Genomic DNA, 23834 nt, shown 5'->3' on the forward strand with positions numbered 1-23834 from the left:
CTCACCTACCGTCTCATCTTTGGATCTAACGCATCACGAAGTGCATCACCAAGTAAATTAATGGATACAACTGTTATAAAGATTGCAAAACCAGGCGGAATCCATAACCACGGACGCTTTTGGAAATCAATTAACGAGTTAGCTGCGCTAATCATATTCCCCCATGATGGTGTAGGTGGGACGACTCCGAGACCTAAGTAACTTAGTGCGGACTCACTCAAAATTGAACCTGCAACACCCAAAGTTGCTACAACAATAAGCAACGGAAAGACGTTAGGAATTAAATGATGAATAATTTTCCGAGAATCCTTTAATCCTAATACATCTGCTGCTTGCATAAAGGCTTGCTCCCGCAATGTTAAAATTTGTCCTCTCACAAGCCGGGCAAGTCCTGGCCATCCTACTAAACTTAAAATAATCATTACAACATATAAACGGTATTCCGATGGTAATTTCCATTCTGATAAAATTGCTCCCATTATAATAAGTAGCGGTAATCCCGGAATGGACATTAACACATCCGCAACACGCATAATTAAATGATCTACAACCCCTCGATAAAAACCAGCAATTGCTCCTAATAAAGCTCCTAGTATAACGGATAATAGCATCGACGCTAAACCAATTGTTAATGAAATACGCCCTGCTTGCATAAGTCTAGTTAAAATATCCCGTCCCAACTGGTCTGTTCCAAGCCAATGTGACAGGCTGGGTGGTTTATTAATTTGTGTTACTTGTACTTTCCCATCAGCATACGGCGAAAAGATTGGACCGATAAAACTAAATAAAAACATAAATATTAAAACGTATAAGCCACACAGTGCCATCTTATTTTTCTTAATTTTTTTATACGCTTGGCGCCATGGTGATGATTCATTTCTCTTTTTTCGTTCTTTCTTTTTCTCTATTATTGGTGTAATAGTCTCCATATCTTTCCCCCCTTACTTCAATCGAATTCTTGGATCAACAAACGCATATACAATATCAGCTAAGAAATTAGCCATAATTGTTAAACAAGAAAGAAACATTGTAAAGGCCATTAATACCGTATAATCACGGAAGTTTAATGCTTCTAATTGAATACTCCCAATCCCTGGCCAATTAAAAATCTGTTCAATAATAATCGCTCCTGAAAATAAACCAGGTAATTCAAAAGCAAGTAATGTAATTGCTGGCAAAATTGCATTTTTCAATGCATGTTTATAAATAACGGTTCTTTCTTTTAAACCTTTTGCACGAGCAGTACGAATATAATCTTGCCTAACAACATCCAACATGCTTGTTCTAAAATATCGTGTTAATGATCCTACACCAAGAAGCGTTAAAATAAATACAGGTAGAATCATATGACGTAATACTTCTAATATGTATGCTATTCCTGTTGAGTTACTCCCAATATCAATCATGCCACCAATAGGTAATAACTTTAAATCAACTGCTAATAATTTAATTAAAAATAATCCGATAAAGAATGATGGAAATGACATTGCTGCAAAGACACCGATTGTTACCAATCTATCAAACCAAGAGTGCTGCTTTGTTGCAGAAATAACCCCAATAATAAGAGCAATAATCCAAGTGAAAAATAAAGCTGCAACAGCAACGATAAATGTATTCCAAATAAATTTATTAAGTAATGAAGTTACAGGTTCTTGATACTGTAGAGAAAATCCAAAATCACCATGCAAAGCATTCACTAACCATTGAAAATATCTTTCAATAATTGGTTTGTTTAAGCCATACAATTCCCTTAACTCTTGAGCTCTCTCTGGTGTTAACTTTGGATTTGAATCAATATAATCCCCCGGCAAAAGTGCAAATAAGAAAAAAATAATAATAGATGTACCAAACAATGTAGGGATCATTTGAAGGAACCTACGAACGATATATGTTTTCACCTTTTGTCTCCCCAATCCTATTTACTTAAAAATAGAAGAACATTTTTTCAAAACAGCTACTATTCCATCGCTGTATGAAAAAACGCCTTCTATTATTTAGGTCAACCCTTATTGTTCAATAGATAACACTGGTAAGTTGGAACTAATGCTATCGTACTTTTCTGGATCAATTCCTTTTATACGTGCATTATGAGCATAAAGTAGTTTACGATAGTTTAATAAAATAACTGGTGGATCATCACTTAACTCTTTATACAGTTCTTTATAAATTGCTTTACGTTTTTCAATATCTGTCGTCCCTATACCTTTTACAATCAAGTCATCTACTTTCGGGTTGTTATAACCCGTATCACTTTTTGGATTAGTTGATAAGTAATCACTTACAACTTCACTTGGATCACTAATTCCTGGTGTTGAAACTGCCGCTAAATCGTAGTCACCTTTTCCTACTTTTGAAAGCATCGTATTAAAGTCCATCAACTCTGGATTTAATTCAACACCGATTTCTTTGTAACTTTCTTTTGCAATTGGAATAAAGATATCATTTGTCTTACCTGTATTTGATGCGTAATATGTTAATTTTAGTTTTTGACCATCTTTTTCACGAACCCCGTCAGAACCTACTTTCCAGCCAGCCTCATCCAATAATTTTTTAGCCTTTTCTACGTCATGTGGATATTTATTAATACCTTCTTCTGTATATGCCCATGAAACTGGCGCAATTGGTACGTTAGCAACAGATCCATATCCTTGTAAAGCTGTATCCACATACTTCTTACGGTCTAATCCATAAGTAAGTGCTTGACGTACCTTCTTATCCTTCAAATACGATTTCTTATTATTTACATAGATATAAGCAATATCACTTGATGATTCAAGATTAATATTTGCAAACTCTAATCCTTTTAATTGGTCTATATTCTCAGGATTTGCTCTAAATCCACTATAGTCCAGTTCACCTGTTTGGAATAATTGGAATCCAGTATCACCTGATGTGATTTTGTAAATAAAGTTTTTGATTTTTGGTTTACCTGCATAATAATTTTCGTTAGCAACGAAGCGTACTTCTTGACCTGGAACATATTTTTCAAATTTATATGGACCCGCTGCAATTGGTTGCCCATATAATGCTTTTAAATAGTCTAAACTTGTATTTTGTTTATAATCTTTTCCATAATAAGCTTTTGATAGTACTGGGCCACCTAAATTAGTTAGCGCCTGTGAATTAACTTTTTCAGTCGTAATTTTAATTGTCTGTGGATCAACAACTTGAATTCCTTCAATAGAAGTTGCTTTTCCTTCTTTATATTCCTTCCCGCCTTTAACAGCATACTGAGCAATATCCAATCCACCTTCATACGCTTTATCATGAAGTAGTGTTAATGTAAATGCTACGTCATCCGCTGTTAAAGGCGACCCATCACTAAATTTTAAATTTTTACGTAAATGGAATGTATATGTTAACTGGTCAGCAGAAATATCCCATTTTTCTGCAAGGTCCGGAATAGGTTTACTTTGTTTGTCTGTTGTTACTAGTGACGCAAAAATAACAGACGTTACATTTCCATCCCAACCATTATCTTGGAAATATGGAAGGAAAACTCCCCCTGGCTTAGAAATGGCTGTAATAAACGTATCTTTTCGCTGATTTGCTTTCTCTGGACTTTTCTTTTTATCTGTAGCTGGAATTGATTCAATCTTAGAGTCTTTTAAATCCTGCTTTTTTACTGGTTCTGTAGAAGCCGTATCTTCCTGTCCCCCACAAGCAGATAACACAAGCGAACTACTCAGTAATACTGAAAATACACCAGCCCATTTTTTTGTCTTTTTCTTCATTGTCCCCACCCTAACTTTTTTTAATAATTAAACCTTATGAACTGCTTGCCTTATGTATGCCTCCCACAGCAACATTTTATAGTCAATCGGAAAAGTCGGTTTTAATCGTAAAAAATAGATGTTTTTGAGGGGTAACAATCCTATTCCGACCTTTCCGGTAGACTTTATGGTTATTAGCTTATATCGTCAGTTATATTTTGTCAATTCTTTCTAAATAAATATTTCGAAAATTTCTATTCTATCTTTAATTTAGGTAAACTTAATAAAATACCGTTATAGTTATCTTCTTGTAATCCTTGAATTCGTGCATTATGTGCAGACACCACTTTGCTATTATTCAAGAAGATTACAGGCGGGTCTTCGCTTAATTCTTGATATAACTTTTTATAAATTTCTTTTCGCTTTTCAATATCCAACGTTTCTAATGCTTGCTTAGCTAATTCATCTACTTTCGGATTATAATATCCATCATAATTTCGTTTACTTGTTGAAACAAACTCTTCAATCGTTCCGCTCGGATCATCAATCATTGGCGTAGATACCATCGCTAAATCATAATCACCTTTTATCACTTTTGAAATCATCGTATTAAAGTCCATATATTCTGGGTTAAACTCTATACCCAACTTTTTATAATCTTCTTTCATCACAGGAATCATTACATCATTTATTTTACTTGCTGATGAGGCAAAATAACTTACTTTCAATTTTTGTCCATCTTTTTCACGAATTCCATCCGAACCCGCTTTCCATCCAGCCTCATCCAGTAATTTCTTCGCCTTCTCTAAGTTATACTCATATTTATTAATGCCCTCTTCTGTATACGCCCATGAAACTGGCGTAATCGGTACATTAACGAGTGACGCATATCCTTGGAAATACGTATCAATAACCTTTTGACGCTCTAATCCATAAATAAATGCTTGGCGGACACGTTTATCTTTAAAGTATGGCTTCTTATAATTCATTTTAATGTAGCCATAAGAGCTTCCTGTATACACATTAATATTAGCAAAACCTAAATCTTTTAATTGCTCAATGGTCTCCACGTTTGTCGTAAAACCATCATAATCTACTTCTCCTGCTTGAAATTGTTGTAACTTCGTATCACCCTTTGTAATTTTATAAATAAAGTGCTCAATCTTCGGTTTTCCTTCAAAATAATTTTCATTTGCTACAAATCGAACCTCTTGACTAGGAATATATTGATCTAACTTATAAGCTCCTGCTCCCACCGGCTTCCCATACAACTCTTTTAAATACTCCAAGTGTCCTTGTTTATACTCTTTCCCGTAATACGCTTTAGATATAACTTCTCCACCGATTAATGATAGCGTTTGAGCATTTACCTTTTCAGTCGTAATCCTAATTGTTTTCGGATCAATGACTTGAATTCCCTCAATAGAATTCGCTTTTCCTTCTTTATATGCTTGCCCACCTTTTATTGCTGTTTGGCTTATATCAGTCGCACCACTATAAGTTGGATCATGTAATAACGTTAATGTAAATGCTACATCCTCCGCAGTTAACGGTTTACCATCACTAAACTTCAAATTATCTTTCAAATGGAATGTATATGTAAGCTGATCCTCCGAAATATCCCACTTCTTCGCCAAAATGGGAATTGGTTTCCCTTCCTTATCCAGTCCAACGAGAGGCGCAAAGATAGCTTGCGTTATATTACCATCCCATCCATTCTCCATAAAGTGCGGAAGGAATATCCCTCCAGGGCTCGGCATTCCAACTACAAAAGTATCTTTTCTTTCATTTACTTTTGTAGGACTTTTTGATTTGTCGCTCGCCTTAATAAATTCATCTTTTACTTTTAGTACGTTCCCGGCTTCATTTGTACTTGCTTCCTCTTGACCACATCCGGCTAGTAATACTGACACACTAAGAAATGTAGCAAGTGCTCCTTTAAAAGCATTTTTCATTGCCCTCTCACCTTTACCTTCCTAATTTTTATCGATGCAGGAACATAGGCCTCCTCTCTGTAACTATCTTTATTTTTCCTATAAAAATAGTATGAATTAATTTCAAGATTATTCCTTTCCTTTAAACATGTCAATCGTTCTCTTTTATTTCGTATTAAAAAATTAAAAATTCACTTCTATTCGTTCAGTATGAAACATAGAATACTAATAACCAATTACCAAAAAGGGGGCGAAAACATGGACAACCTATTCCAATACGTCCTGCACTACGTATTATTAACAATTATGATAGTCGGGGCTCTATTACTATTCCCATTCTTCCCAAAGTTCGTCCTCTTTTTAGCTTTTTTTATTATGCTCGGGATCGCCATTATCATTTCAACAAGGGAAGATACGACACAAAAAGAAAGCAGAGTTCAGCGCGTAAAGCTGTAACTCTGCTTTTTTATTTTCAATCCTGATCCGCCGTTTCACATACTTATGTCTCGGGAAATAAGTAACCGATCCAAAAAATCCCTAATATCATTTATGTTTTACAATCTATGTAAATTACGGAACAAAGATGTATCAAATTTACTGTTTCACGTGAAACACAATTTTTATTTTTCTCTTAAAGTAAAATATGAGTACAAAAAAGCGAATCCCTTCAGCAAAGCTGAAGGGATTCGCTTTCTACTTTTTACTCCACAATATTCTCTAACTCATTATATAACTCCGCTCGTAACAACTCTTTCTTCGTTTTTTCTTCATACAATTGTTCAAGCATTTCAACATCAACTACATGTTCCATCTTACACTCAAGCGCATATATATCCTCTTCTACATACATTAACTCCGTTTCAATACCCTCAACATTCCTAACTTCTTTCTTTTTTACAGGAGCTGTTTCAATATTTTTTCTTCCTCGGCGTTGCTGCTTTATTACTTGTTTCTCGAGCTTTTCTTCCCACTTTTGACGAGCCCATGCGTAGTTCCCTGCAAACTCAAATAATTTATGCTCATCAATCCAATACGTCTTTTCAAATAACTTATTTAAAAAATAACGATCATGTGAAACAGCTAAAATCGTTCCATTATATTGCTCAAGAGCTTCCTCTAAAACTTCCCTTGATTCAATGTCGAGATGGTTTGTCGGCTCATCTAAAATTAAAAAATTGATATCTTGATACATAAGTTGCGCAAGTCTTAACCTCATTTTTTCTCCACCGCTCAGTTGCGTTACTTTCTTAAACACCGCTGGACCATAAAATAAAAACCTAGCTAATATATGTCTCGCTTCTCCCTCTGTTACAGCTACATATTCCCTAAAAGCCTCTAATACATTACTCTTCATATTTCCGTACGCATGTTGTGATAAATAACCGATTTTCACACTACTACCAATACGGATTTCTCCAACGTCTGGTTCTATTTCTTCTAATAATAACTTTAGTAACGTTGTCTTTCCTGTACCATTACGACCAACGATCGCCGCACGCTCTTGAAAACGAACATGTAAATTCGCTTCGTTAAATAAAGGGTGGCCAGCAAATCCTTTACTCACTTCTTTCATTACAACAACATCTTTCCCACTTCTCTCTTTCCCTTCAAACTGAAGTCCCATTTGTTTTCGTTCTAAAATAGGTTTCTTTAGTTTCTCTATACGTTCCAGTGCACGTTCCATACTTCTCGCTCTCTTATGCAATCCTTCATTCGGAGGATTCGCCTGATTTGCCCATTCACGTAGTCGTTTAATTGCTTCTTTCATTTTCTTTATTTTCTTTTGCTGTTCTTGATAAGCCTGAAACTCCTGAAGTAACCGTTCTTCCTTTTCCTCAACAAACTGAGAATAGTTCGTATGATACACGTGAATCTCTCCATCTTCTAAATCAAAAATCTTCGTTACAACTTCATCAAGGAAATAGCGATCATGTGAAATGACCATAACCGTTCCATTGTATTCTTTTAAAAATTGCTCTAGCCATTCTACGGCGAATAAATCTAAATGATTGGTTGGTTCATCTAATAGAAGTAAATCTGGTTTCTGCAACAACATGTATGCAAGGCTTACTTTTGTTTGTTCCCCACCACTTAACTCGGAAAATGATCGGAGAAATAGTTCTGTCACCTGTAGACCGTTTGCTACCTTCATCATATTCGCTTCTATTTCATAACCACCAAGAAACGCAAACTTTTCTTGGATTACTCCGTATCTCTCCATTAATCTTTGTAAAGCAGACGGTTCCCGTTCTTCTGCCATATGTTTTTCTAAAGCACGCATTTCTCTTTCTAATTCCTTTTCTGTTTTAAAGGCGGAACTCAATACATCATATATATTCATACCCTCATCAAATTTCGGAATTTGTGCCACATGACCAATACATGTACCTTTCTTCATATGAATGTCCCCTGCATCCAAACTTTCCATTCCAGTTAGAAGCTGAAAGATTGTTGTCTTCCCACTACCGTTACGACCAACTAATCCAACACGTTCACCATTCTTTATTTCAAGCGATATATTTTCAAATATGATGTTTCCACCAAAAGATTTCGTTACATTATTTACACTACAAATTGTCATTTTCCGTACTCCTTTCAATATAAAAAACCATGGGAAAGAAACATTCCCCATGGTTTTCGGCATAGAAAAAGGAAGCCAAATAGCTCCCTTTTCACACGTTTATTAAAAATGGGTGAAGAGATTTCTATCGTTCAATAGCTACTATGCAATTGTTAAAAAAGGACAGACGTATCCCGTTAACAACTACATCATGAAAAATCGCACGACAAAAATAGATATAATCTAAAAATTTGGCACGTGCAGCTAAAGAACGTTTCATCTCATTCACCTCTTTCGTACGGAATTTAATACTTACTTCTTTATTATACTTCCCCATTTCATGTTTGAATAGTCATTTTTCTGAAAATAATGAAGATAGACTAAACATTTCAATAAGTGACATCAAATCTTACAACACTGTTATGTTCACGTAATGGAAAGCGATAGTACGAAAAAGCGCCTCCCTATACAATAAAGATGTAAACAAGAGAGACAACAAAAGGAGGTAAACAATCATGATGAAAGAAATCGTAAAAGCAATCTTTGAGGTATTAGTGAACGGACAAGCAGTTGTAAAAGAACTAAACGAACTATAAAAAGGAGTGAAGGAATATGATAAACATGGTAAAAATGATTTTACACGCTCTAGTTGATGCAAAAGCAGTTAGCCAAGAATTAAACGAACAATAAAAAAGGGGTAAATGAATATGAAGAAAGCCATTATTGTAATCGCAAGTACAGCAATTGCCTTATACACAATAAAAAATAGAAAAAAGAAGCATAATAAAAACAATCTATATTATCCATACACATTATTAAAGAAAAAATAAAAGACAAGGTACCCTATCTTAATGAGGATATCTTGTCTTTTATTTTTCCTATCCCCTTTAAAGGATTTCCTTCTCCCTTTCCCGAATGTATTAAGCGGGATTTTTACACACATTTTAAAGGGGCATACATACAAATGGATACACAACAACTATACTTTTTAAACGATATTGGCAAACAAAAACCAGAAAGCATTCGGAATAGAAGCGCCACATGTCCTTTTTGTGACAGAGAAAATTTAACGGATATTTTAGCAACTGAGGACTCAATTATTTGGCTAAAAAACAAATTTCCTACATTAAAAGATACATTTCAAACGGTGCTAATCGAAACAGATAATTGTGAAGACCATATTGCGACATATACAGAAGAACATATGAGATCGCTAATCCGTTTCTCCATTCAACATTGGTTAGACTTACAGAAGAATGAAGAATTCACATCTGTGATTTTATACAAAAACCACGGTCCATTCTCAGGCGGAAGTTTGCATCATGCACACATGCAGATTATTGGAATGAAATATGTAGACTACCTCGATAACGTAGAACAGGAAAACTTCCAAGGAGTAATTGTGCAAAAAAACGAACACATTGAACTCAATATTTCAGATCGTCCTATTATCGGTTTTACTGAATTTAATATCATCATTGAAGATGTTGAATGCATAGATGAACTAGCAAATTATATTCAACAAACTGTACGTTACATACTGACAGATTTCCATAAAGGATGTAGTAGTTATAACTTATTTTTCTATCACTTAAATGGAAAAATCATTTGTAAAGTTGTTCCTAGGTTTGTCGTTTCACCCTTATATGTAGGATATAAAATACCACAAGTTTCTACAAAGCTAGAAGACGTGAAAATACAACTCGCGCAGTACTTCACGAGCGAAAAAGATACAATTATTCACAAAAAAACAGAGTAGGTATAGAAAACCTACTCTTTGATTACACCTTTATTTCGATAGTACACGTCCTCTAACCCGACGTTATACTTCATGTTATTATCCGTCCACTCTGGCCCTAAATTTCCCGGCCATCCAGATGTATTTGCTATATATTTTAGTAATGCAAAATCAGTCAAACCTTTTTGCACCCCGCGCTTATATCCTTTCATTAAATGCGGCATTGCAATTTGCGCATTTGTACGTGGATCTTTCAACTCTTCATCAGTTAAATGCTCTGGTGCAAGTCCGCCACCGCGATGCAATTGAAACAATCCGAATGAAGTTCCATTATCTCCGACACTTCTTGGATTTAACCGGCTTTCATGTTCGGCAATTGTAAGAGGTATCCATTCTGGAAGATTGACTTTCTTTGCTTCCTCTATAATAATTTGTTTCATCTGTTTTGCTTCTTCTGAGTCAACATAGCTTGTCTCATTCATTAACTTGCCCATTCCTTCAGACTTTCCTTGGAAATATAAGTACACCCCAAGAACAACTAAAAATCCTACAAAGAATTTCTTCACTACCTCTACCTCTTTCTCCGCTGAAATTTGTCCCCTTTCAGCCTTCTTCCCTTTACAATTACCAACATTCTATCATTCTCTTACCCTTTTATCATAGCAAATAACTATACATATTATCATCATGCTTTAGACCGATTTTGTGAAAAAACAGCTGGTAAATACGTGCAAAAATGTAACTTTCATAGACTATAACTTATTTCTTGTATATAATTGTAAATTGAACTCTACATATAGAATAGGAGCAGACCAAATGAAAAAGTGCATAATACTCTTGTTCAGCATTTTACTACTTATCCCTATCCACACCTCTGCACAAACGTCACCAAAACCAAAAGTACTTGTTTTATATAGTACAAAAGACGATAAAATTACAAATAATATTCAAATCCTTAATATTCAATTAGGCCATTTTACAAACGATATAACTACGAAAAGTTTAAAACAAGCTAATGAAATTACTAATTCATCTTCTTATACACATATTGTCTATATCGGTGAACAAAAGGAAGAGTTTCCTGCTGAAGCAAAACAACTGATAGAAAATTTCTCAGGCCCAGTATTAGTTCTAGGACAAAATGTTGAACAATTATCTAATCGCTTTTCTTTCATTACTCTAAAGGATAGTGATATACGAGTTAATAAAATCGAATATCCAAGCCATAAGCTAAAAAACACTTTAGAAGAGGAACGATTGATTCAATCTTTTGATACAAACGGAACTATTCTTGCTAACGCTGTAAGTTCAAATAGCAAGAACCCACTAATCGTTCAGCATGAAACATCTTATTACGTGGCAACGCCACACCTCTTTGACTGGATGTCTCATTACGTCGGTGAAATGTTATTTTCTTACTTTGGACAAAAGCCAACGACAAATAAAGTAGAGGCTTATTTGCGTCTTGAGGACGTTCATCCGGCCGCAGATATAAATCAATTAAAAGAAATTGCTGAATTACTAAAAGAGAAAAAGATTCCTTACATGATCACTGTTATTCCTGTATATACAGATCCCGAGACAGGTAAAACACTGCATTTAAAAGATAAACCCGAACTAGTCGATCTTTTACGCTCTATGCAAGATGATGGTGCAGCAATTATTATGCATGGTTATACGCATCAATTTTATGATAGTGAAACTGGGGAAGGTTTTGAATTTTGGGACGTAAAAACAGATCAACCAATTCGTCAACCGAAGCATGAAAAACCAAAAACAAAAGATGACTTCCCTAATGTCGAAGCATATAATGCATATGTAAAAAAAGGGGAAGAGTTTGAAGAAAAGTATACGACTGATCATATTGAAAAAGGTATTCAAGAACTTGTAGATGCCAAACTATATCCTGTCGCATTTGAAGCACCTCATTACACGATGTCTCAAAAAGGATATGAAATATTATCAAGGTACTTTTCAACTTATGTAGGACAACTACAGTTAAGTGATACAACTTGGAAATCCATGCACTCACCATTTTATACAAGTACCCCATCATTTTTACACGGGATGAAATTAATGCCTGAAACAGTTGGCTTTATTGAAGAAGATAAGCCACATGCTATTGCAAAGATGAAAGAACGTGCTGTATCTGTTGCTAAATTATCCGATGGAGTTATTGGTGCATTCTATCATCCTTACTTAGGTGTGAAACCATTAAAAGAAGTATTAAAGGATCTAGAAAGTATTCCAAATATAGAATGGATTGATTTACAAAAAGAAACAAATGAAGTGAAAATGAAAGATATTCATATTACGACTAACAAAGATGGCATTCACGTTGAAAAACCAACAAGCGCAGATGACGTAATGGATTATATAAAACAATATGGGTTCTTCCTTATACTTGGTTTCTTCGTCATTGTCTTTCTTTTTCTATTAAGACGCGCGAAAAAATTAGAGTCATAATACAAAACCACCAAGCAGAATGCTTGGTGGTTTTTTTAACTTAAACCAAAACGTGGCATGTTATTAATAACCCATTGATTATTTTCATAAACAAATTCAACTTCTACTTTTTCCGTTACATTATCATAGTCATTATACGTTTCTACCTGCGCTCTTATTTTCCCATCCTTCAAATCGGCAGAAATAATTTTCGTGAATTTAGTCGCTGCTTTTGACCCTGGATCTCCAATAGCATAGTGCATTTTTCCATTTAACTCTTTAATATACTTACTCTTCATATACTCTGCTATAAATGATTTTGAGAAGTACGTAGATAGCGTAGTCTCTAAAGTATCCTTCGTATTATAAATAGGATTCACTAATTCCCCGTATGAAAAATCCCCTAATCGTTTTGGATTTCCTGTTAGTGCAGCCATTTGAACATTAGTAAGTTCCTTCTGTGCATTCCATACTTTCTGTAACATAACATCATCTGCTAATTTCTTATCTTTTTCTTCATTTGATTTCTTTGTATCTAGATTTAAAATAGTTCCATTATCCGTATAAAGATACATATCTCCTGCTACAAAATATAAATAGGATTTAGTTGGTTCAACCGCTTTATTATAAATTACTTTTTCATTTCCACCATTCATTTTCTTCTTATATACTCCGTCCTTTTTTAAATAATAAAAAGTATCCCCTTTCACATTCATCTGCAAAGCATCCTTTACCAATAACTTTTCGTTATTTTGTTGAATGTCTATTTCATATATGCCATGCTCAGCTTCATTTGTTTCAAAAGGTAACGAAAAGTCGATAACAGCATATAATTTTTCATTATTATAAGTAGCACTAGATATTGTTGCATAATTTTCTTTTGACCAAGTTTTATTATCTTTTGTCAATTGTGTTCCACGATTTTTATTCCAATGTAGAATACTATCGTCTATCGTTTGAGACCAACCTGAGTTTTTAAATGCCGCTTCTTCTTCCTGCCCCGTTTTCAAATCCATTTTTACTATCCCTACAATATCAAAACCACCATGCTCAGAATATTTTTTCGGATAAAATAAAGTTTGGTCTTTTATATAAACATAATTTGTATCATCTTTTAACGTGTCTAGCTTTTTGCTAGATATATCATACTTCATTAAAGAAGATAATCCTGCATTCTTATCTTTATCCGTATGAATAAAATATAAAGATTTATCTTTTATATTTATGTAAGAAGCATTTACGCCTTTTACTACAGGCTCTGCTGTTTGAAATTGATCTTTCGTACGATAAATGCCTCCTGTATTTTTATCACCATTCACCGCATAGTAAATCCAGCCGTTACTCTCTGCCATTTTCCCTTCATTAGAACTGTTTCCAACCGTATTCCCATTCTTCTCATTTTCTTTCATCTGTTTTTCAACTACTGGATCAATTTTTTCTTCCTTATTTTCTTGTTTTGCGTTTGGATTTATAGCCTTTGTTTCTGCTTCACACCCAAACGCTGCAAGTGAAAGTGCACCGACCATCATTGTAATAGCTATTTTTTTATATGCTTTCCCCATTTTTCCCCCTACTTCCTTCATCAAATTAAACACATCATAAATTATAGAAAATATTAGAAAAAATATCCATAATAAAAAGGATAAGAGTAACTCTCCTATCCTTTCAAATAAAGTGAAAACTTAATCATTCAGGTTCTTAATGTCTGGCAAATAGCGGAGTAAAATTGAATGGTATTTTCATATATCGTTTTCGCAACTTTATCAACAGATACGTTTTTTATAACACTAATTTCCTTTAATACCTCTCGAATCATTCTCGGATGCGTCATAACATCCTCGTGAAATTCCCACGGTCCATCTGTTTCTACCATCATATATTCAAGTGGATAATACGAAACAATTTTTCTAATTTTCTCCTTATGTAAAACATCTGGTGTGATAGAAATATAATAACCGTTCCTCATCATCCGTTTCATTGTTGTTTCACTTCCTTTAAACCAATGAAAGTGTGCACGTGAAACTTTATATTTCTCCAGTAAATCACATACAATATCAGCATCTTCATACACTGCATGCAATATAATGGGTAAATCATATTTACTAGCTAGTTCAACAAATCGTTGTAACACTGATATATATGAATTGATAGCAATGTGCTCATCTTCTTTTCTTAAATAATATGGCAAGCCTACTTCACCAATCGCAACTATGTCTTCTACATGCTCTTCAATTAATTTATAAATTTGCTCACATTCTTCTTTATGAATCAGTTGCTCCGGATGAAAACCTATTGCTGGATGTACAAAAGGATATCGCTTTGCTAAAGATAAAGTTTCTTTACATGATTGATAATTCATAGATACCGCGATAAGTCCCTGTATCTCTTTACTATGTTCCACATCTTTAAGTAATCTACTTTTTTCTTCATCCTTATATTGGTCAACATGTATATGACTATCAATCCATTTCATCTTTATTCCCCCATAAAAAAAACAAGAAAGGATCTCCCTTCTTGTTTTATCATCTATGTTATTTAACAATTAAGTTTGTTATGATATCAAATAATCCAATACATACTACGGCAACAGTAAAGTAGCTACAGAAATCTTTAATTGGAAACTTCACTACTTCTTCTTTACGCATCCCAGTTTTCTCCCTTCTTACTATATCCCTAATTATTTTATCTATTTGTATCTATTATGCAAAAAATATGACAAATTTACTATCGAATTAACTTACGTAAACCTTACAATGTTGTAAGGTTTATAAAAAGAGCCTCATCCAAATAAAGATGAGGGCTATTAAAAAGTAGTTGGTTTTTCATTCTTCATTAATATTACAAACAGAAAGTAATACAGTGAGACTTTCTAATTACACTATATGAAATTCACTATCTTTTAACCATCGAATTACATTACAGAAGACTTACATGTTTGTAAGCTATGTGTAATGTAATTCGATAGTTTCTCTTACCTACATCTCGTACAATAAAGTTAGAAAGCAAGCCAAATAAGAAGAACACTCACATAACCAAATTACATTGCTAGTAGCTACTCTTCTTATACCTTTCACTCATGCTACTACAATGTACCCCCCTTCCCCTTTATATAACAAAAAGAGCCTTAGTCCATATGGACTAAGGCTCTTTCATGAACCCCAAAATACCCCTACCTAGTATTTTTATTTTCGACAAAAAATAGGTGGGGGTATAATCCGCTATCTCATCGTTAAAAGTTTACTCTTCGCATTAATAGGAATATTTACAGCTTCAATTTCTTCAATCGCCTCTCCGTAGCGTCCTTTTGCATACACCTTTAACGCTTCATCTCTCTTTAACATATGCTTAACAGTCTTCTTTATTTTTTGTTCTCTTCCACGTTCGTCAAATGCAATAAATTCATATTCATACCACTCATCACCAATATGCTGACCAATTGTATTCACGACCGTATAGTATTCTTTCGTCTTATAAAGTGGATTATATTTATCGATAACTGGTCCAAGTTTCGTAGGCAGTAACATTACTACTATCACTATCATCGCTATTATAGTAGCGATCATTTTTTTCTTCATAATCAATCTTCCTCCTCTGCAGGATATATATACATCCATTTTAAAAAGAAGGAATAAAATCTACTATTGAATCTCATTACATTACACTTACATTTTTGTAAGAATTAAAAAAGGTGAACGAATTTACTCGTTCACCTTTTAGCTCGCTTTAAAGCCACCGCCAAGTACATCACGTACATCATGAATAACAACGAAAGCATCTTCATCTACTCGACTAATAACCTGCTTTAACTTAACAAGCTCTTGTTTATTTATAACAACATATAACACTTCTTTATTTTTACCAGTATATCCGCCGCGTCCTTCTAATACAGTGACACCGCGTGTCATGTTTTTCGTAATAGTTTCACGGATTAAATCCGGTTGATTTGAAATGATTGTAACAGCTGTTTTTGTATCCATTCCTTCTACAATGAAATCAATCACTTTTGCTCCGATGAATACTGCAACAAGTGTGTACATTGCTTTTTCTTGCCCTATTATAAATACAGAACCAGCAATTACCACAATATCAATAATAAGTACGCCTTTACCAACGCTCCACCCTAAATATTGATTGGCTAACCGAGCTAAAATTGCCGATCCTCCTGATGTACCTCCAGCTTTGAACATACAGCCTAATCCGACACCGACAAATAAGCCAGCGAATAAAGCCGCTAATAACGTATCACTATTTACATGATACTCAATATGTTCCGTAACATATAAAAACAAGGATGTTTCTACAATCCCTAAAATTGTATAAACCATCGTTTTCTTATCAAAAAATTTATAACCAATAGCTAGTAAAATTGCATTTATAGCAAAGTTTACAATCCCCGGCGACCAATCAAATAAATAGTACGTAACAACCGTTAAACCAATAATTCCACCCTCTGATAAACGGTTTGGAATTGCAAAGTAATTAATACCAATTGCGAATAATAATGAACCAATTGTAATTAGTGTTATTTCCTTTATACGTTGATTAACCATAGTTCATACCTCCCCCCATTTGACATTGTATCACTATCTCCTAGAGGTTTAGAAGTTGTTTTTATTGCGCATTTTTACTCTTAAAGATCGGGATATTATGTTTAAACAAAGGGGTGATTAATTATTCATATTCGCTCTAACTGTACGGACAAATCGCTCCACATTCCCCTTCTGAATATACTTAGCTCGAATGGTTTCATGATTACAAGTACATTCGAAATGCGGACGAAAATCTATGCTATCTATATGCAAATATGAATAATCTTTAAATGTTGCAGGATAGTATGGAAATTTCCCATAAAAGAGGAGACGTCTAGTAGTAGCAGCAAAAATCCCATGTTGATACGATAGCGTAAAATCATCCTTCTCAAATATCCCTACGACAAAATCCAAAATCTTTTCATCATCCTTTATATGCTTTTTCACACTCAATAAAAGTTCATTCATGCATATCCCTCCAAATACTATTCTTGAAAAGAATCCATGGATTATTACAGACCGGTTTAACTCCTTTATAAAGTATGAAACGCGTTTCCTGTCAAAGATATTTCAAAAAAATAATCCGTTATGCAATTTACACATAACGGATTAAAACTAAACAGTAGAGCGTTCCACAAGTTCGTATGGAATTTCCACCTTTTCTTGTTTAGAACTTTCATCACGTATTTGCCTGTAAAACATTTCAAAGGACTTTTTACCTATTTCCTTTAAATTTTGATCAATGGTTGTAAGTTGTAACACTTGCGAAATAGGTTGATTATCAAAGCCAATAATCGCTAAATCCTTAGGAACTTGAATGCCTAATTTTTCAGCTTCTGTCATCACCCCAATCGCAACTTCATCTCCGGCTACTATTAATGCTTCAGGAAGATGCTGCATCCCCTTTAATTTATGAGCCACTCTCACACCATCTTCTAAAGTAAAACATTCTGTGAAAATCCATTCTTCATTCACTTCTTCATCTATAGATTGCAATTGCTGTTTATAAACATCAAAACGCTTTTGACTACTCGGCCCTAATTTCCTTCCCGTGCAATAACCAATTTTTTTATAACTTTTCTCAATCAAATAATCCATTCCTAATTGAAAAGCGGCCGAATGATTCGTATATACACTTGAGATATTCGAAATATCATTATCTTCACAAGCAACAATTGCCCCATAGGAAGCATACGGCTCTATCGTTTCCCAATCATTCGCACGAGAACAAATAATAAGACCATCCAATTGTTTTGTTTTTAACATATGTAAACTTTTCATTTCTTCTTTTTTATTATAATTCGTTTGGCAAAGTAGCACTCTGTAATTATGAGCTAACGCCACCTCCATCATCCCGCCTACCATCGCATCAAAGCATGGATGATTAATATACGGTAAAATCACACCAACAATATTCGTTTTCCCTTTTGATAAATGAACAGCATTTGCGTTTTGTGAGTAATTCAACTTCTCCACTATCTCTATAACCGCTTTCCTTTTTTCTTCACTTACATACGGATGATCATTCAATACTCTCGAAACAGTCGTAACTGAAACTCCCGCCATCTTTGCAATATCTTTAATATTAGCCATACACTCACCTCTACTTTTAACTTAATGAATCCCATGAACATATGTCAAATCTTCTCATCATTACATCTTCATTCGTTTTTCTTACAAAAGTGTAATTTTCCTGTAAGCTAATTCGATAGTGACTCCCTGCAATATTTCATACAATTAAGTCAGAAACAGAGCAACAACTATTCGAAAAGGAGCGGATTCATATGATGAACAAAGTGAAATCAAACAATTTTTTAAATACAATGGGCATGGTATTTTCTGCTCTAATCGATGCTAAAGCTGTTGCTTCTACATTAAACAAGTAAGGAGAATTCATTATGAACAATATCACTTTTAACAAATTAGATTTTTTAGGACTAGCTAGCGGATCAGTTCTTCTTACTGCTTTTATTTACGCCGCTACGCTTGTATAAATTTCGTGTCCCCTTTCCCCTTTATTATAAATAGTAATAGAAAAGACGACCGTCTATGCCCGGTCGTCTTTTCTTATTTTCAATTTGATTGCAAAGTTTCCTTTAGCTCATCAAACTTCTCATTTAATTGATCTGTCATCATTTTCATAGCTGTTTTTCGATCTATTTGTTCTTCCGCATCAATTTGAATTGGATCTCCAAAAATCAATTGCGCCTTTTTCCCTTTTATTAATTCTTTCACACTCGATGGACCAACATAAGCTGCCGGTACTAACGGGACATTAGAACGTAGCGCAATCGTAACAGCACCAGCTTTTAATGAAACATCTTCTGTTGATCGTGTCCCACTCGGAAAAATCCCTACTACTTTCCCTTCTTTTAATAGGCGTGACGGGATTTTGAGTGTACTCGGTCCTGGATTCGCACGATCTACAGGGAATGCATTCACATTTTTAAAGAACCAGTTTTTGAATTTCCCTTCAAATAATTCTTTTTTGGCCATGTAATGAATTTGGGTCGGGTACATCCCTGTAGCTAACATTAATACATCCATAAAACTTGTATGTGTACACGCAACAACATACGGGCCGCCTTCTGGTAACTTTTCTCTCCCTTGCACTTCTACTTTCCCAGCTGTTTTAAATATATATTTCAACAAAAATGTAATTGGTTTATACATTTGTTTCGTTCCTTTCTGAATATCCGAATTATAATCATTTTCTTATAACGATTATAACACTAAGTTTTAGGAGTTGGTAATAATTTTAAGTATTAATTGTTACATTTCAATTCTTACAAAAGTGTAATTTTCTTGTAAGCTAATTCGATAGTTACTTCCCCAAATATTTCATACAATTAAGTCAGAAAGAAACAACAACTATTCGAAAAGGAGCGGATTCATATGATGAACAAAATGAAATCAAACAATTTTTTAGATACAGTGGGCATGGTATTTTCCGCTCTAATCGATGCAAAATCTGTTGCTTCTACATTAAACAAGTAAGGAGAATGCATCATGAATAACATCACTTTTAACAAATTAGATTTTTTAGGATTAGCTAGTGGCTCTCTTCTTCTTACTGCTTTTATTTACGCTGCTACGCTTGTATAACTTTGTGTCCCCTTTCCCCTTTATATAGAAAAAGACGACCGTCTATGCCCGGTCGTCTTTTTACATTTTTCTTTCTTTCAATTCTTTTAAAAGCTGTATCAGCTCAGCTTGTTGTTTTATCTTTTTACGACCATTTCGGTTAATTGCTGCAAGCTCACAAGCAACTCCGACGGCGAAGAAAAACAATAAACTTTCTACCATGTGAAATCCTCCAATTGCCTATTAAACAGCTTGACGTAATTGCTCTTCTTGTAAACTTCGCTTGTTTATATTTTCTTCTTTTCTCTGACAAACGTTATTGCGAATAAGTGCTGCAATAACAAATAAAGTCCCTATAATATCAAACATTGTTATTCGATATCCTTGCATCATCATAATAACTAAAGTCGTGATTGGTACAAAATTAATAAATAAAATCCCATTAATGGACGATAAAATTTTCACACCGTAATTCCAAGCGAGTAATGCTACGATACCTGGTAATGTCATCATAAACAATAAATCATATTTCACGATAGAAATCGTTCCCATACTCGGAACCGATACGTATCCAAACGATGTAATGATTACAGTTATAATCCCTGTGACAGTCGTACCGAATACACACGTCAACGTAGAATAACGCAATGTTGACCAATCGCTACACGTTTGACCACCCATCGTATAAATAACCCAACCTACCACACCAATAAATATAAAGGCCAGCGAAAACATGTTATCTTTCAACGTTAAAAAGAAACTCATATCACCTTTCGTAATAACGAATACAGCCCCTACAAAAGCGATAATCATGCTCGTTATCATATACTTTTTCGGTTTTACATGCTTATATCCCCATAGAATACAAATAGAAATCATCGGCATAAGTGCTTCCATAATGGAGGCTACCATCACACCTGATTTTCCCATTAACATTTGACCTAAAAATATAAGTACATTATATACAGTAAACGCCATCGTTCCGAAAAAGACGAGTAACTTTCCTCTTCCCTCTAAACGAAATGCCTGTTTTCCTTCTTTCATTAACAACAATACAATCAGTACGATCGCCACTGCTCCATAGCGAATAAGCGAAAAATAAAATGGATCTATGTATTCTAGCGCATGATCAGCAACCGGAAACATTGCTCCCCATGACATACTTGCAATTAAACATGCTAAAGCCCCTATTATCATTTGACCTTTTCTCAACACAATTCCCCCGCTTCTTTCTATTTGCACAAAGAGAATTGTAAAAGAAAAAATATATCACGTAAAATGATTCAAAATGATGTTAACTATCACTTATAATGATAGTTAACATCAAGGAGGATCATACTATGGAATTAAGAGACTTACAAATCTTCCAAAGCGTTGCCGACAAAGGTAGTGTAAGCGGCGCAGCAAAGGAATTAAATTACGTACAATCAAATGTAACTGCACGTATTAAACAACTGGAAAACGAACTAAAAACACCACTCTTTTATCGTCATAAACGAGGCATGACTTTAACAGCTGAAGGAAGAAAAATGCTCGTTTATGTTAATAAAATTTTGCAAGATGTTGACGAGCTAAAACAAGTATTTTTAGATAGTGAAACTCCCTCTGGCATATTAAAAATCGGTACAGTCGAAACAGTAAGTACATTACCTACCATTTTATCTTCTTACTATAAACGCTATCCTAATGTCGATTTATCATTACAAGCGGGTCTAACAGAAGCATTGATTAGAGAAGTACTTGATCATCAATTAGATGGTGCCTTTATATCAGGGCCTATTAAACACCCACTAATTGAACAATACGATGTTAGTACAGAAAAATTAATGCTTGTAACACAAAATAAAGCTTTTCATATAGAAGAATTTACAACAACACCCCTACTCGTTTTTAACCAAGGATGTGGATACCGTTCCAAACTAGAACGATGGCTTAAAGATGAAGGTTTGCTCCCAAAAAGAATTATGGAATTTAATATATTAGAAACGATATTAAACAGTGTTGCACTCGGCCTTGGAATTACACTCGTACCACAGTCTGCTGTTCACCATCTTTCTAAAGCTGGTAAAGTACATTGTCATGCAATTCCTGAAAAATATGGTAGTATTTCAACGGTTTTCATACGCCGTAAAGATAGTTATATGACGAATTCAATGCGTAGCTTTTTAAAAACAATTGAAGAGCATCATCATATCAATATGCTTTAAAAGACATTCTTACATGAATGTCTTTTTTTCTTACAAAAATGTAAGTCTCCCGTAAGCTAATTCGATAGTTGCAGGCAATCATATTTCCTATAATTAAGACATAAAGCAGGGCAACAACAATTCGAAAAGGAGCGGATACGCATGATGAACAAAATGAAATCAAACAAATTTTTAAATACAATGGGCATGGTGCTATCCGCACTTGTCGATGCAAAAGCTGTTGCAACTACATTAAATAAATAAGGAGAGATTATAATGAACAACATTACATTTAACAAATCAGACTTTATCGGACTTGCAAGTGGAGCGACTCTTCTTACAGCCTTCATTTACACACTTGCTCAAGGTCTTGTTTAATACTTTGTTTCCCCAAACCCCTTTATATATAAAAAAAGCTGCTTGTCTTATAGACAAGCAGCTTTTTAGTTTGTCCCGCTTTAATGGGCAGTAAGACCCCCACCTCAAAATTCAGCGAAAGCAAAGAAGTTAGGTGGGGGTCGGGCTGCCCATTAAAGTCCGATTGGTTCAACTAATAATCAGTGGGGGATGAATAAAACCCCCACTGATTAAAGTTTCACTTTATTTCATATATAATTTGACCTGTTTTCGTCATATCGTATCCGCCAATCGCTTTTAATTCATTATGAAATTCTTCCGATTGCAAAATATCTTTCACGACATCAATCAGCTCTTCATTTTCTTTATTCTTCAAAATCACTAAATCATACTGTTCCTTCATGATTGGAATAAAGTCTACATTTACAATCTGTGAAAACTTTTCTGAACCTACTCCTACGTCAGCTTTTCCATTTGCGACTTGCGTGGCAACACCAAGATGATTCGACTCTTCCCATTCATATCCACTAATACGCTCTTTATTTAATTTTTGAATGCGCAATTGTTCATCCACTAACACCCTAATGCCAGAACCTTTTTCTCGATTTACAAATCGTATAGATGATTGAGATAAATCAGCCCATGTTTTTATATTTTTCGGATTTCCCTTTTGCACATAAAACCCAACGTTTCTTGCTAATAAATTAATCATCGTACATGGTTGTCCCACTAAAATACGTTTTACATACGGAACATTATATGTACCTGTTTCTCCATCAAACAAATGCAAGCTAACGATATTTCCTTCTCCTTGATACATTTTTACTAAACTCGTTAAACTACCTTGATATGCCCTTAATATGTTTGAACTTGGCAGGCGATTTTCTATACGTTTTGCCAACATATCTAACGTTAGTTCTTGTCCGCTAATAATACATGTATCCAAGCCCCTACTATCTTCGCTCTTTACAGGAGTACCTTGTATTTTCCCTGTTTTCATTTGCTTTATATATTGTTCTAAATCTGTTGCATCAATGCGCATCTGTCTACCAATTCTATAAGAAGGAAGTTCTCCTTTTTTAATTAGATCGTATACAGTTAATTTTGATACCTTTAATCGCTTCGCTACTTCTTCCGTTGTGTAGGAATGATGATCCATAGACGATTCCTCACTTTCTTCCTTCATTGTAACAAAGAAAAGAATATTTCTCCTATATTAAAAAACAACTATATCGTTCAAATTATATTCAATTATAACTAGTTATATCTAGTTATAATTAGTTATAAT

Annotated in this window: 25 protein-coding genes; 8 read left to right on the forward strand and 17 right to left on the reverse strand. The window is 34.3% G+C overall.

Annotated features, from left to right (window positions below):
- Positions 1 to 5: 5 nt before the first annotated feature.
- The 4 genes from opp4C to QEP67_RS26670 form a co-directional block, all read right to left on the reverse strand.
- Complete coding sequence (gene opp4C, locus QEP67_RS26655) at positions 6 to 929, reverse strand: oligopeptide ABC transporter permease (RefSeq protein WP_000447957.1); 924 nt, start codon at positions 927 to 929, stop codon at positions 6 to 8.
- A gap of 12 nt (positions 930 to 941) precedes the next feature.
- A complete protein-coding gene (locus tag QEP67_RS26660) occupies positions 942 to 1898 on the reverse strand; it encodes an ABC transporter permease (RefSeq protein ID WP_000860732.1) in 957 nt (318 codons plus the stop codon).
- Positions 1899 to 2006: 108 nt separating this feature from the next.
- Positions 2007 to 3734 carry an ABC transporter substrate-binding protein gene (locus tag QEP67_RS26665; protein ID WP_000730673.1) on the reverse strand — a complete coding sequence of 576 codons (1728 nt, stop codon included), beginning with the start codon at positions 3732 to 3734 and terminating at the stop codon, positions 2007 to 2009.
- Positions 3735 to 3967: 233 nt separating this feature from the next.
- Positions 3968 to 5668: an ABC transporter substrate-binding protein gene (locus tag QEP67_RS26670; protein ID WP_000785086.1), complete on the reverse strand. Its 1701-nt coding sequence runs from the start codon at positions 5666 to 5668 to the stop codon at positions 3968 to 3970.
- Between the two features lie 237 nt (positions 5669 to 5905).
- Here QEP67_RS26670 and QEP67_RS26675 point away from each other — a divergent pair, with 237 nt between their 5' ends.
- Positions 5906 to 6103, forward strand: coding sequence for a hypothetical protein (locus tag QEP67_RS26675; RefSeq protein WP_000369259.1), 198 nt, complete (start codon positions 5906 to 5908; stop codon positions 6101 to 6103).
- A 244-nt stretch (positions 6104 to 6347) separates the two neighbouring features.
- On the opposite strand, the gene abc-f is transcribed toward QEP67_RS26675, so the two are convergent.
- Together abc-f and QEP67_RS26685 are read right to left on the reverse strand one after the other, a co-directional pair.
- Positions 6348 to 8228, reverse strand: coding sequence for a ribosomal protection-like ABC-F family protein (abc-f, locus tag QEP67_RS26680; RefSeq protein ID WP_000150919.1), 1881 nt, complete (start codon positions 8226 to 8228; stop codon positions 6348 to 6350).
- Between the two features lie 124 nt (positions 8229 to 8352).
- Complete coding sequence (locus QEP67_RS26685) at positions 8353 to 8487, reverse strand: RAxF-45 family protein (protein ID WP_046956655.1); 135 nt, start codon at positions 8485 to 8487, stop codon at positions 8353 to 8355.
- A 421-nt stretch (positions 8488 to 8908) separates the two neighbouring features.
- Here QEP67_RS26685 and QEP67_RS26690 point away from each other — a divergent pair, with 421 nt between their 5' ends.
- Both QEP67_RS26690 and QEP67_RS26695 read left to right on the forward strand, forming a co-directional pair.
- Positions 8909 to 9037 (forward strand): hypothetical protein, encoded by a 129-nt coding sequence (locus QEP67_RS26690; protein ID WP_002109112.1) that lies wholly within the window; start codon positions 8909 to 8911, stop codon positions 9035 to 9037.
- 32 nt (positions 9038 to 9069) lie between these two features.
- A complete protein-coding gene (locus QEP67_RS26695; protein ID WP_002109114.1) occupies positions 9070 to 9966 on the forward strand; it encodes a DUF4931 domain-containing protein in 897 nt (298 codons plus the stop codon).
- An 11-nt stretch (positions 9967 to 9977) separates the two neighbouring features.
- On the opposite strand, the gene QEP67_RS26700 is transcribed toward QEP67_RS26695, so the two are convergent.
- Positions 9978 to 10511: a transglycosylase SLT domain-containing protein gene (locus tag QEP67_RS26700; RefSeq protein WP_000713257.1), complete on the reverse strand. Its 534-nt coding sequence runs from the start codon at positions 10509 to 10511 to the stop codon at positions 9978 to 9980.
- 250 nt (positions 10512 to 10761) lie between these two features.
- Between QEP67_RS26700 and QEP67_RS26705 the strand changes: the two genes are divergently transcribed.
- Entirely contained in the window at positions 10762 to 12411 is a 1650-nt protein-coding gene (locus QEP67_RS26705; protein WP_000710542.1) for a polysaccharide deacetylase family protein, read from the forward strand.
- A gap of 35 nt (positions 12412 to 12446) precedes the next feature.
- On the opposite strand, the gene QEP67_RS26710 is transcribed toward QEP67_RS26705, so the two are convergent.
- The 6 genes from QEP67_RS26710 to QEP67_RS26735 form a co-directional block, all read right to left on the reverse strand.
- The gene (locus QEP67_RS26710; RefSeq protein ID WP_000513825.1) at positions 12447 to 13952 is read right to left on the reverse strand and encodes a DUF5050 domain-containing protein; all 1506 of its coding nucleotides are present in this window, start codon (positions 13950 to 13952) and stop codon (positions 12447 to 12449) included.
- A 128-nt stretch (positions 13953 to 14080) separates the two neighbouring features.
- Positions 14081 to 14863: a TatD family hydrolase gene (locus QEP67_RS26715; RefSeq protein ID WP_000871083.1), complete on the reverse strand. Its 783-nt coding sequence runs from the start codon at positions 14861 to 14863 to the stop codon at positions 14081 to 14083.
- Positions 14864 to 15608: 745 nt separating this feature from the next.
- Positions 15609 to 15965, reverse strand: coding sequence for a YxeA family protein (locus tag QEP67_RS26720; RefSeq protein WP_000728373.1), 357 nt, complete (start codon positions 15963 to 15965; stop codon positions 15609 to 15611).
- A gap of 138 nt (positions 15966 to 16103) precedes the next feature.
- Entirely contained in the window at positions 16104 to 16940 is an 837-nt protein-coding gene (locus tag QEP67_RS26725) for a YitT family protein (protein WP_000248044.1), read from the reverse strand.
- A gap of 117 nt (positions 16941 to 17057) precedes the next feature.
- Positions 17058 to 17387 carry a PH domain-containing protein gene (locus tag QEP67_RS26730; protein ID WP_001004223.1) on the reverse strand — a complete coding sequence of 110 codons (330 nt, stop codon included), beginning with the start codon at positions 17385 to 17387 and terminating at the stop codon, positions 17058 to 17060.
- A 147-nt stretch (positions 17388 to 17534) separates the two neighbouring features.
- Positions 17535 to 18512, reverse strand: coding sequence for a LacI family DNA-binding transcriptional regulator (locus tag QEP67_RS26735; protein WP_001273893.1), 978 nt, complete (start codon positions 18510 to 18512; stop codon positions 17535 to 17537).
- A gap of 305 nt (positions 18513 to 18817) precedes the next feature.
- On the opposite strand from QEP67_RS26735, the gene QEP67_RS26740 reads away from it, so the two are divergent.
- Positions 18818 to 18913, forward strand: coding sequence for a DUF3948 family protein (locus QEP67_RS26740; RefSeq protein WP_001060010.1), 96 nt, complete (start codon positions 18818 to 18820; stop codon positions 18911 to 18913).
- 79 nt (positions 18914 to 18992) lie between these two features.
- On the opposite strand, the gene QEP67_RS26745 is transcribed toward QEP67_RS26740, so the two are convergent.
- Positions 18993 to 19592: a 1-acyl-sn-glycerol-3-phosphate acyltransferase gene (locus QEP67_RS26745; protein WP_000277787.1), complete on the reverse strand. Its 600-nt coding sequence runs from the start codon at positions 19590 to 19592 to the stop codon at positions 18993 to 18995.
- 336 nt (positions 19593 to 19928) lie between these two features.
- Here QEP67_RS26745 and QEP67_RS26750 point away from each other — a divergent pair, with 336 nt between their 5' ends.
- Positions 19929 to 20024: a DUF3948 family protein gene (locus QEP67_RS26750; protein ID WP_001060007.1), complete on the forward strand. Its 96-nt coding sequence runs from the start codon at positions 19929 to 19931 to the stop codon at positions 20022 to 20024.
- Positions 20025 to 20084: 60 nt separating this feature from the next.
- Here QEP67_RS26750 and QEP67_RS26755 read toward each other — a convergent pair whose 3' ends face one another.
- A complete protein-coding gene (locus QEP67_RS26755) occupies positions 20085 to 20225 on the reverse strand; it encodes a YrzO family protein (protein WP_000230328.1) in 141 nt (46 codons plus the stop codon).
- A gap of 21 nt (positions 20226 to 20246) precedes the next feature.
- Entirely contained in the window at positions 20247 to 21215 is a 969-nt protein-coding gene (locus QEP67_RS26760) for a DMT family transporter (RefSeq protein ID WP_001225441.1), read from the reverse strand.
- A 128-nt stretch (positions 21216 to 21343) separates the two neighbouring features.
- Between QEP67_RS26760 and QEP67_RS26765 the strand changes: the two genes are divergently transcribed.
- Positions 21344 to 22210, forward strand: coding sequence for a LysR family transcriptional regulator (locus tag QEP67_RS26765; protein ID WP_000423044.1), 867 nt, complete (start codon positions 21344 to 21346; stop codon positions 22208 to 22210).
- Positions 22211 to 22465: 255 nt separating this feature from the next.
- On the forward strand, positions 22466 to 22567 hold the full coding sequence (locus QEP67_RS26770; RefSeq protein WP_001060018.1) for a DUF3948 family protein: 102 nt from the start codon (positions 22466 to 22468) through the stop codon (positions 22565 to 22567).
- A 217-nt stretch (positions 22568 to 22784) separates the two neighbouring features.
- Here QEP67_RS26770 and QEP67_RS26775 read toward each other — a convergent pair whose 3' ends face one another.
- Positions 22785 to 23732: a helix-turn-helix transcriptional regulator gene (locus QEP67_RS26775; RefSeq protein ID WP_000657104.1), complete on the reverse strand. Its 948-nt coding sequence runs from the start codon at positions 23730 to 23732 to the stop codon at positions 22785 to 22787.
- Positions 23733 to 23834 lie beyond the last annotated feature (102 nt).

Origin of the sequence: Bacillus cereus group sp. MS39, from assembly GCF_040448665.1 — a bacterium.
GTDB lineage: Bacteria > Bacillota > Bacilli > Bacillales > Bacillaceae_G > Bacillus_A > Bacillus_A wiedmannii.

Excerpts from the sequence above, each read along its gene's own strand:
- opp4C (WP_000447957.1), bottom strand. The coding sequence starts at position 929 with ATGGAGACTATTACACCAATAATAGAGAAAAAGAAAGAACGAAAAAAG.
- QEP67_RS26665 (WP_000730673.1), bottom strand. The coding sequence starts at position 3,734 with ATGAAGAAAAAGACAAAAAAATGGGCTGGTGTATTTTCAGTATTACTG.
- QEP67_RS26670 (WP_000785086.1), bottom strand. The coding sequence starts at position 5,668 with ATGAAAAATGCTTTTAAAGGAGCACTTGCTACATTTCTTAGTGTGTCA.
- QEP67_RS26675 (WP_000369259.1), top strand. The coding sequence starts at position 5,906 with ATGGACAACCTATTCCAATACGTCCTGCACTACGTATTATTAACAATT.
- abc-f (WP_000150919.1), bottom strand. The coding sequence starts at position 8,228 with ATGACAATTTGTAGTGTAAATAATGTAACGAAATCTTTTGGTGGAAAC.
- QEP67_RS26685 (WP_046956655.1), bottom strand. The coding sequence starts at position 8,487 with ATGAAACGTTCTTTAGCTGCACGTGCCAAATTTTTAGATTATATCTAT.
- QEP67_RS26690 (WP_002109112.1), top strand. The coding sequence starts at position 8,909 with ATGAATATGAAGAAAGCCATTATTGTAATCGCAAGTACAGCAATTGCC.
- QEP67_RS26705 (WP_000710542.1), top strand. The coding sequence starts at position 10,762 with ATGAAAAAGTGCATAATACTCTTGTTCAGCATTTTACTACTTATCCCT.
- QEP67_RS26710 (WP_000513825.1), bottom strand. The coding sequence starts at position 13,952 with ATGGGGAAAGCATATAAAAAAATAGCTATTACAATGATGGTCGGTGCA.
- QEP67_RS26715 (WP_000871083.1), bottom strand. The coding sequence starts at position 14,863 with ATGAAATGGATTGATAGTCATATACATGTTGACCAATATAAGGATGAA.
- QEP67_RS26720 (WP_000728373.1), bottom strand. The coding sequence starts at position 15,965 with ATGAAGAAAAAAATGATCGCTACTATAATAGCGATGATAGTGATAGTA.
- QEP67_RS26725 (WP_000248044.1), bottom strand. The coding sequence starts at position 16,940 with ATGGTTAATCAACGTATAAAGGAAATAACACTAATTACAATTGGTTCA.
- QEP67_RS26730 (WP_001004223.1), bottom strand. The coding sequence starts at position 17,387 with ATGAATGAACTTTTATTGAGTGTGAAAAAGCATATAAAGGATGATGAA.
- QEP67_RS26735 (WP_001273893.1), bottom strand. The coding sequence starts at position 18,512 with ATGGCTAATATTAAAGATATTGCAAAGATGGCGGGAGTTTCAGTTACG.
- QEP67_RS26740 (WP_001060010.1), top strand. The coding sequence starts at position 18,818 with ATGAACAATATCACTTTTAACAAATTAGATTTTTTAGGACTAGCTAGC.
- QEP67_RS26745 (WP_000277787.1), bottom strand. The coding sequence starts at position 19,592 with ATGTATAAACCAATTACATTTTTGTTGAAATATATATTTAAAACAGCT.
- QEP67_RS26750 (WP_001060007.1), top strand. The coding sequence starts at position 19,929 with ATGAATAACATCACTTTTAACAAATTAGATTTTTTAGGATTAGCTAGT.
- QEP67_RS26755 (WP_000230328.1), bottom strand. The coding sequence starts at position 20,225 with ATGGTAGAAAGTTTATTGTTTTTCTTCGCCGTCGGAGTTGCTTGTGAG.
- QEP67_RS26765 (WP_000423044.1), top strand. The coding sequence starts at position 21,344 with ATGGAATTAAGAGACTTACAAATCTTCCAAAGCGTTGCCGACAAAGGT.
- QEP67_RS26770 (WP_001060018.1), top strand. The coding sequence starts at position 22,466 with ATGAACAACATTACATTTAACAAATCAGACTTTATCGGACTTGCAAGT.
- QEP67_RS26775 (WP_000657104.1), bottom strand. The coding sequence starts at position 23,732 with ATGAAGGAAGAAAGTGAGGAATCGTCTATGGATCATCATTCCTACACA.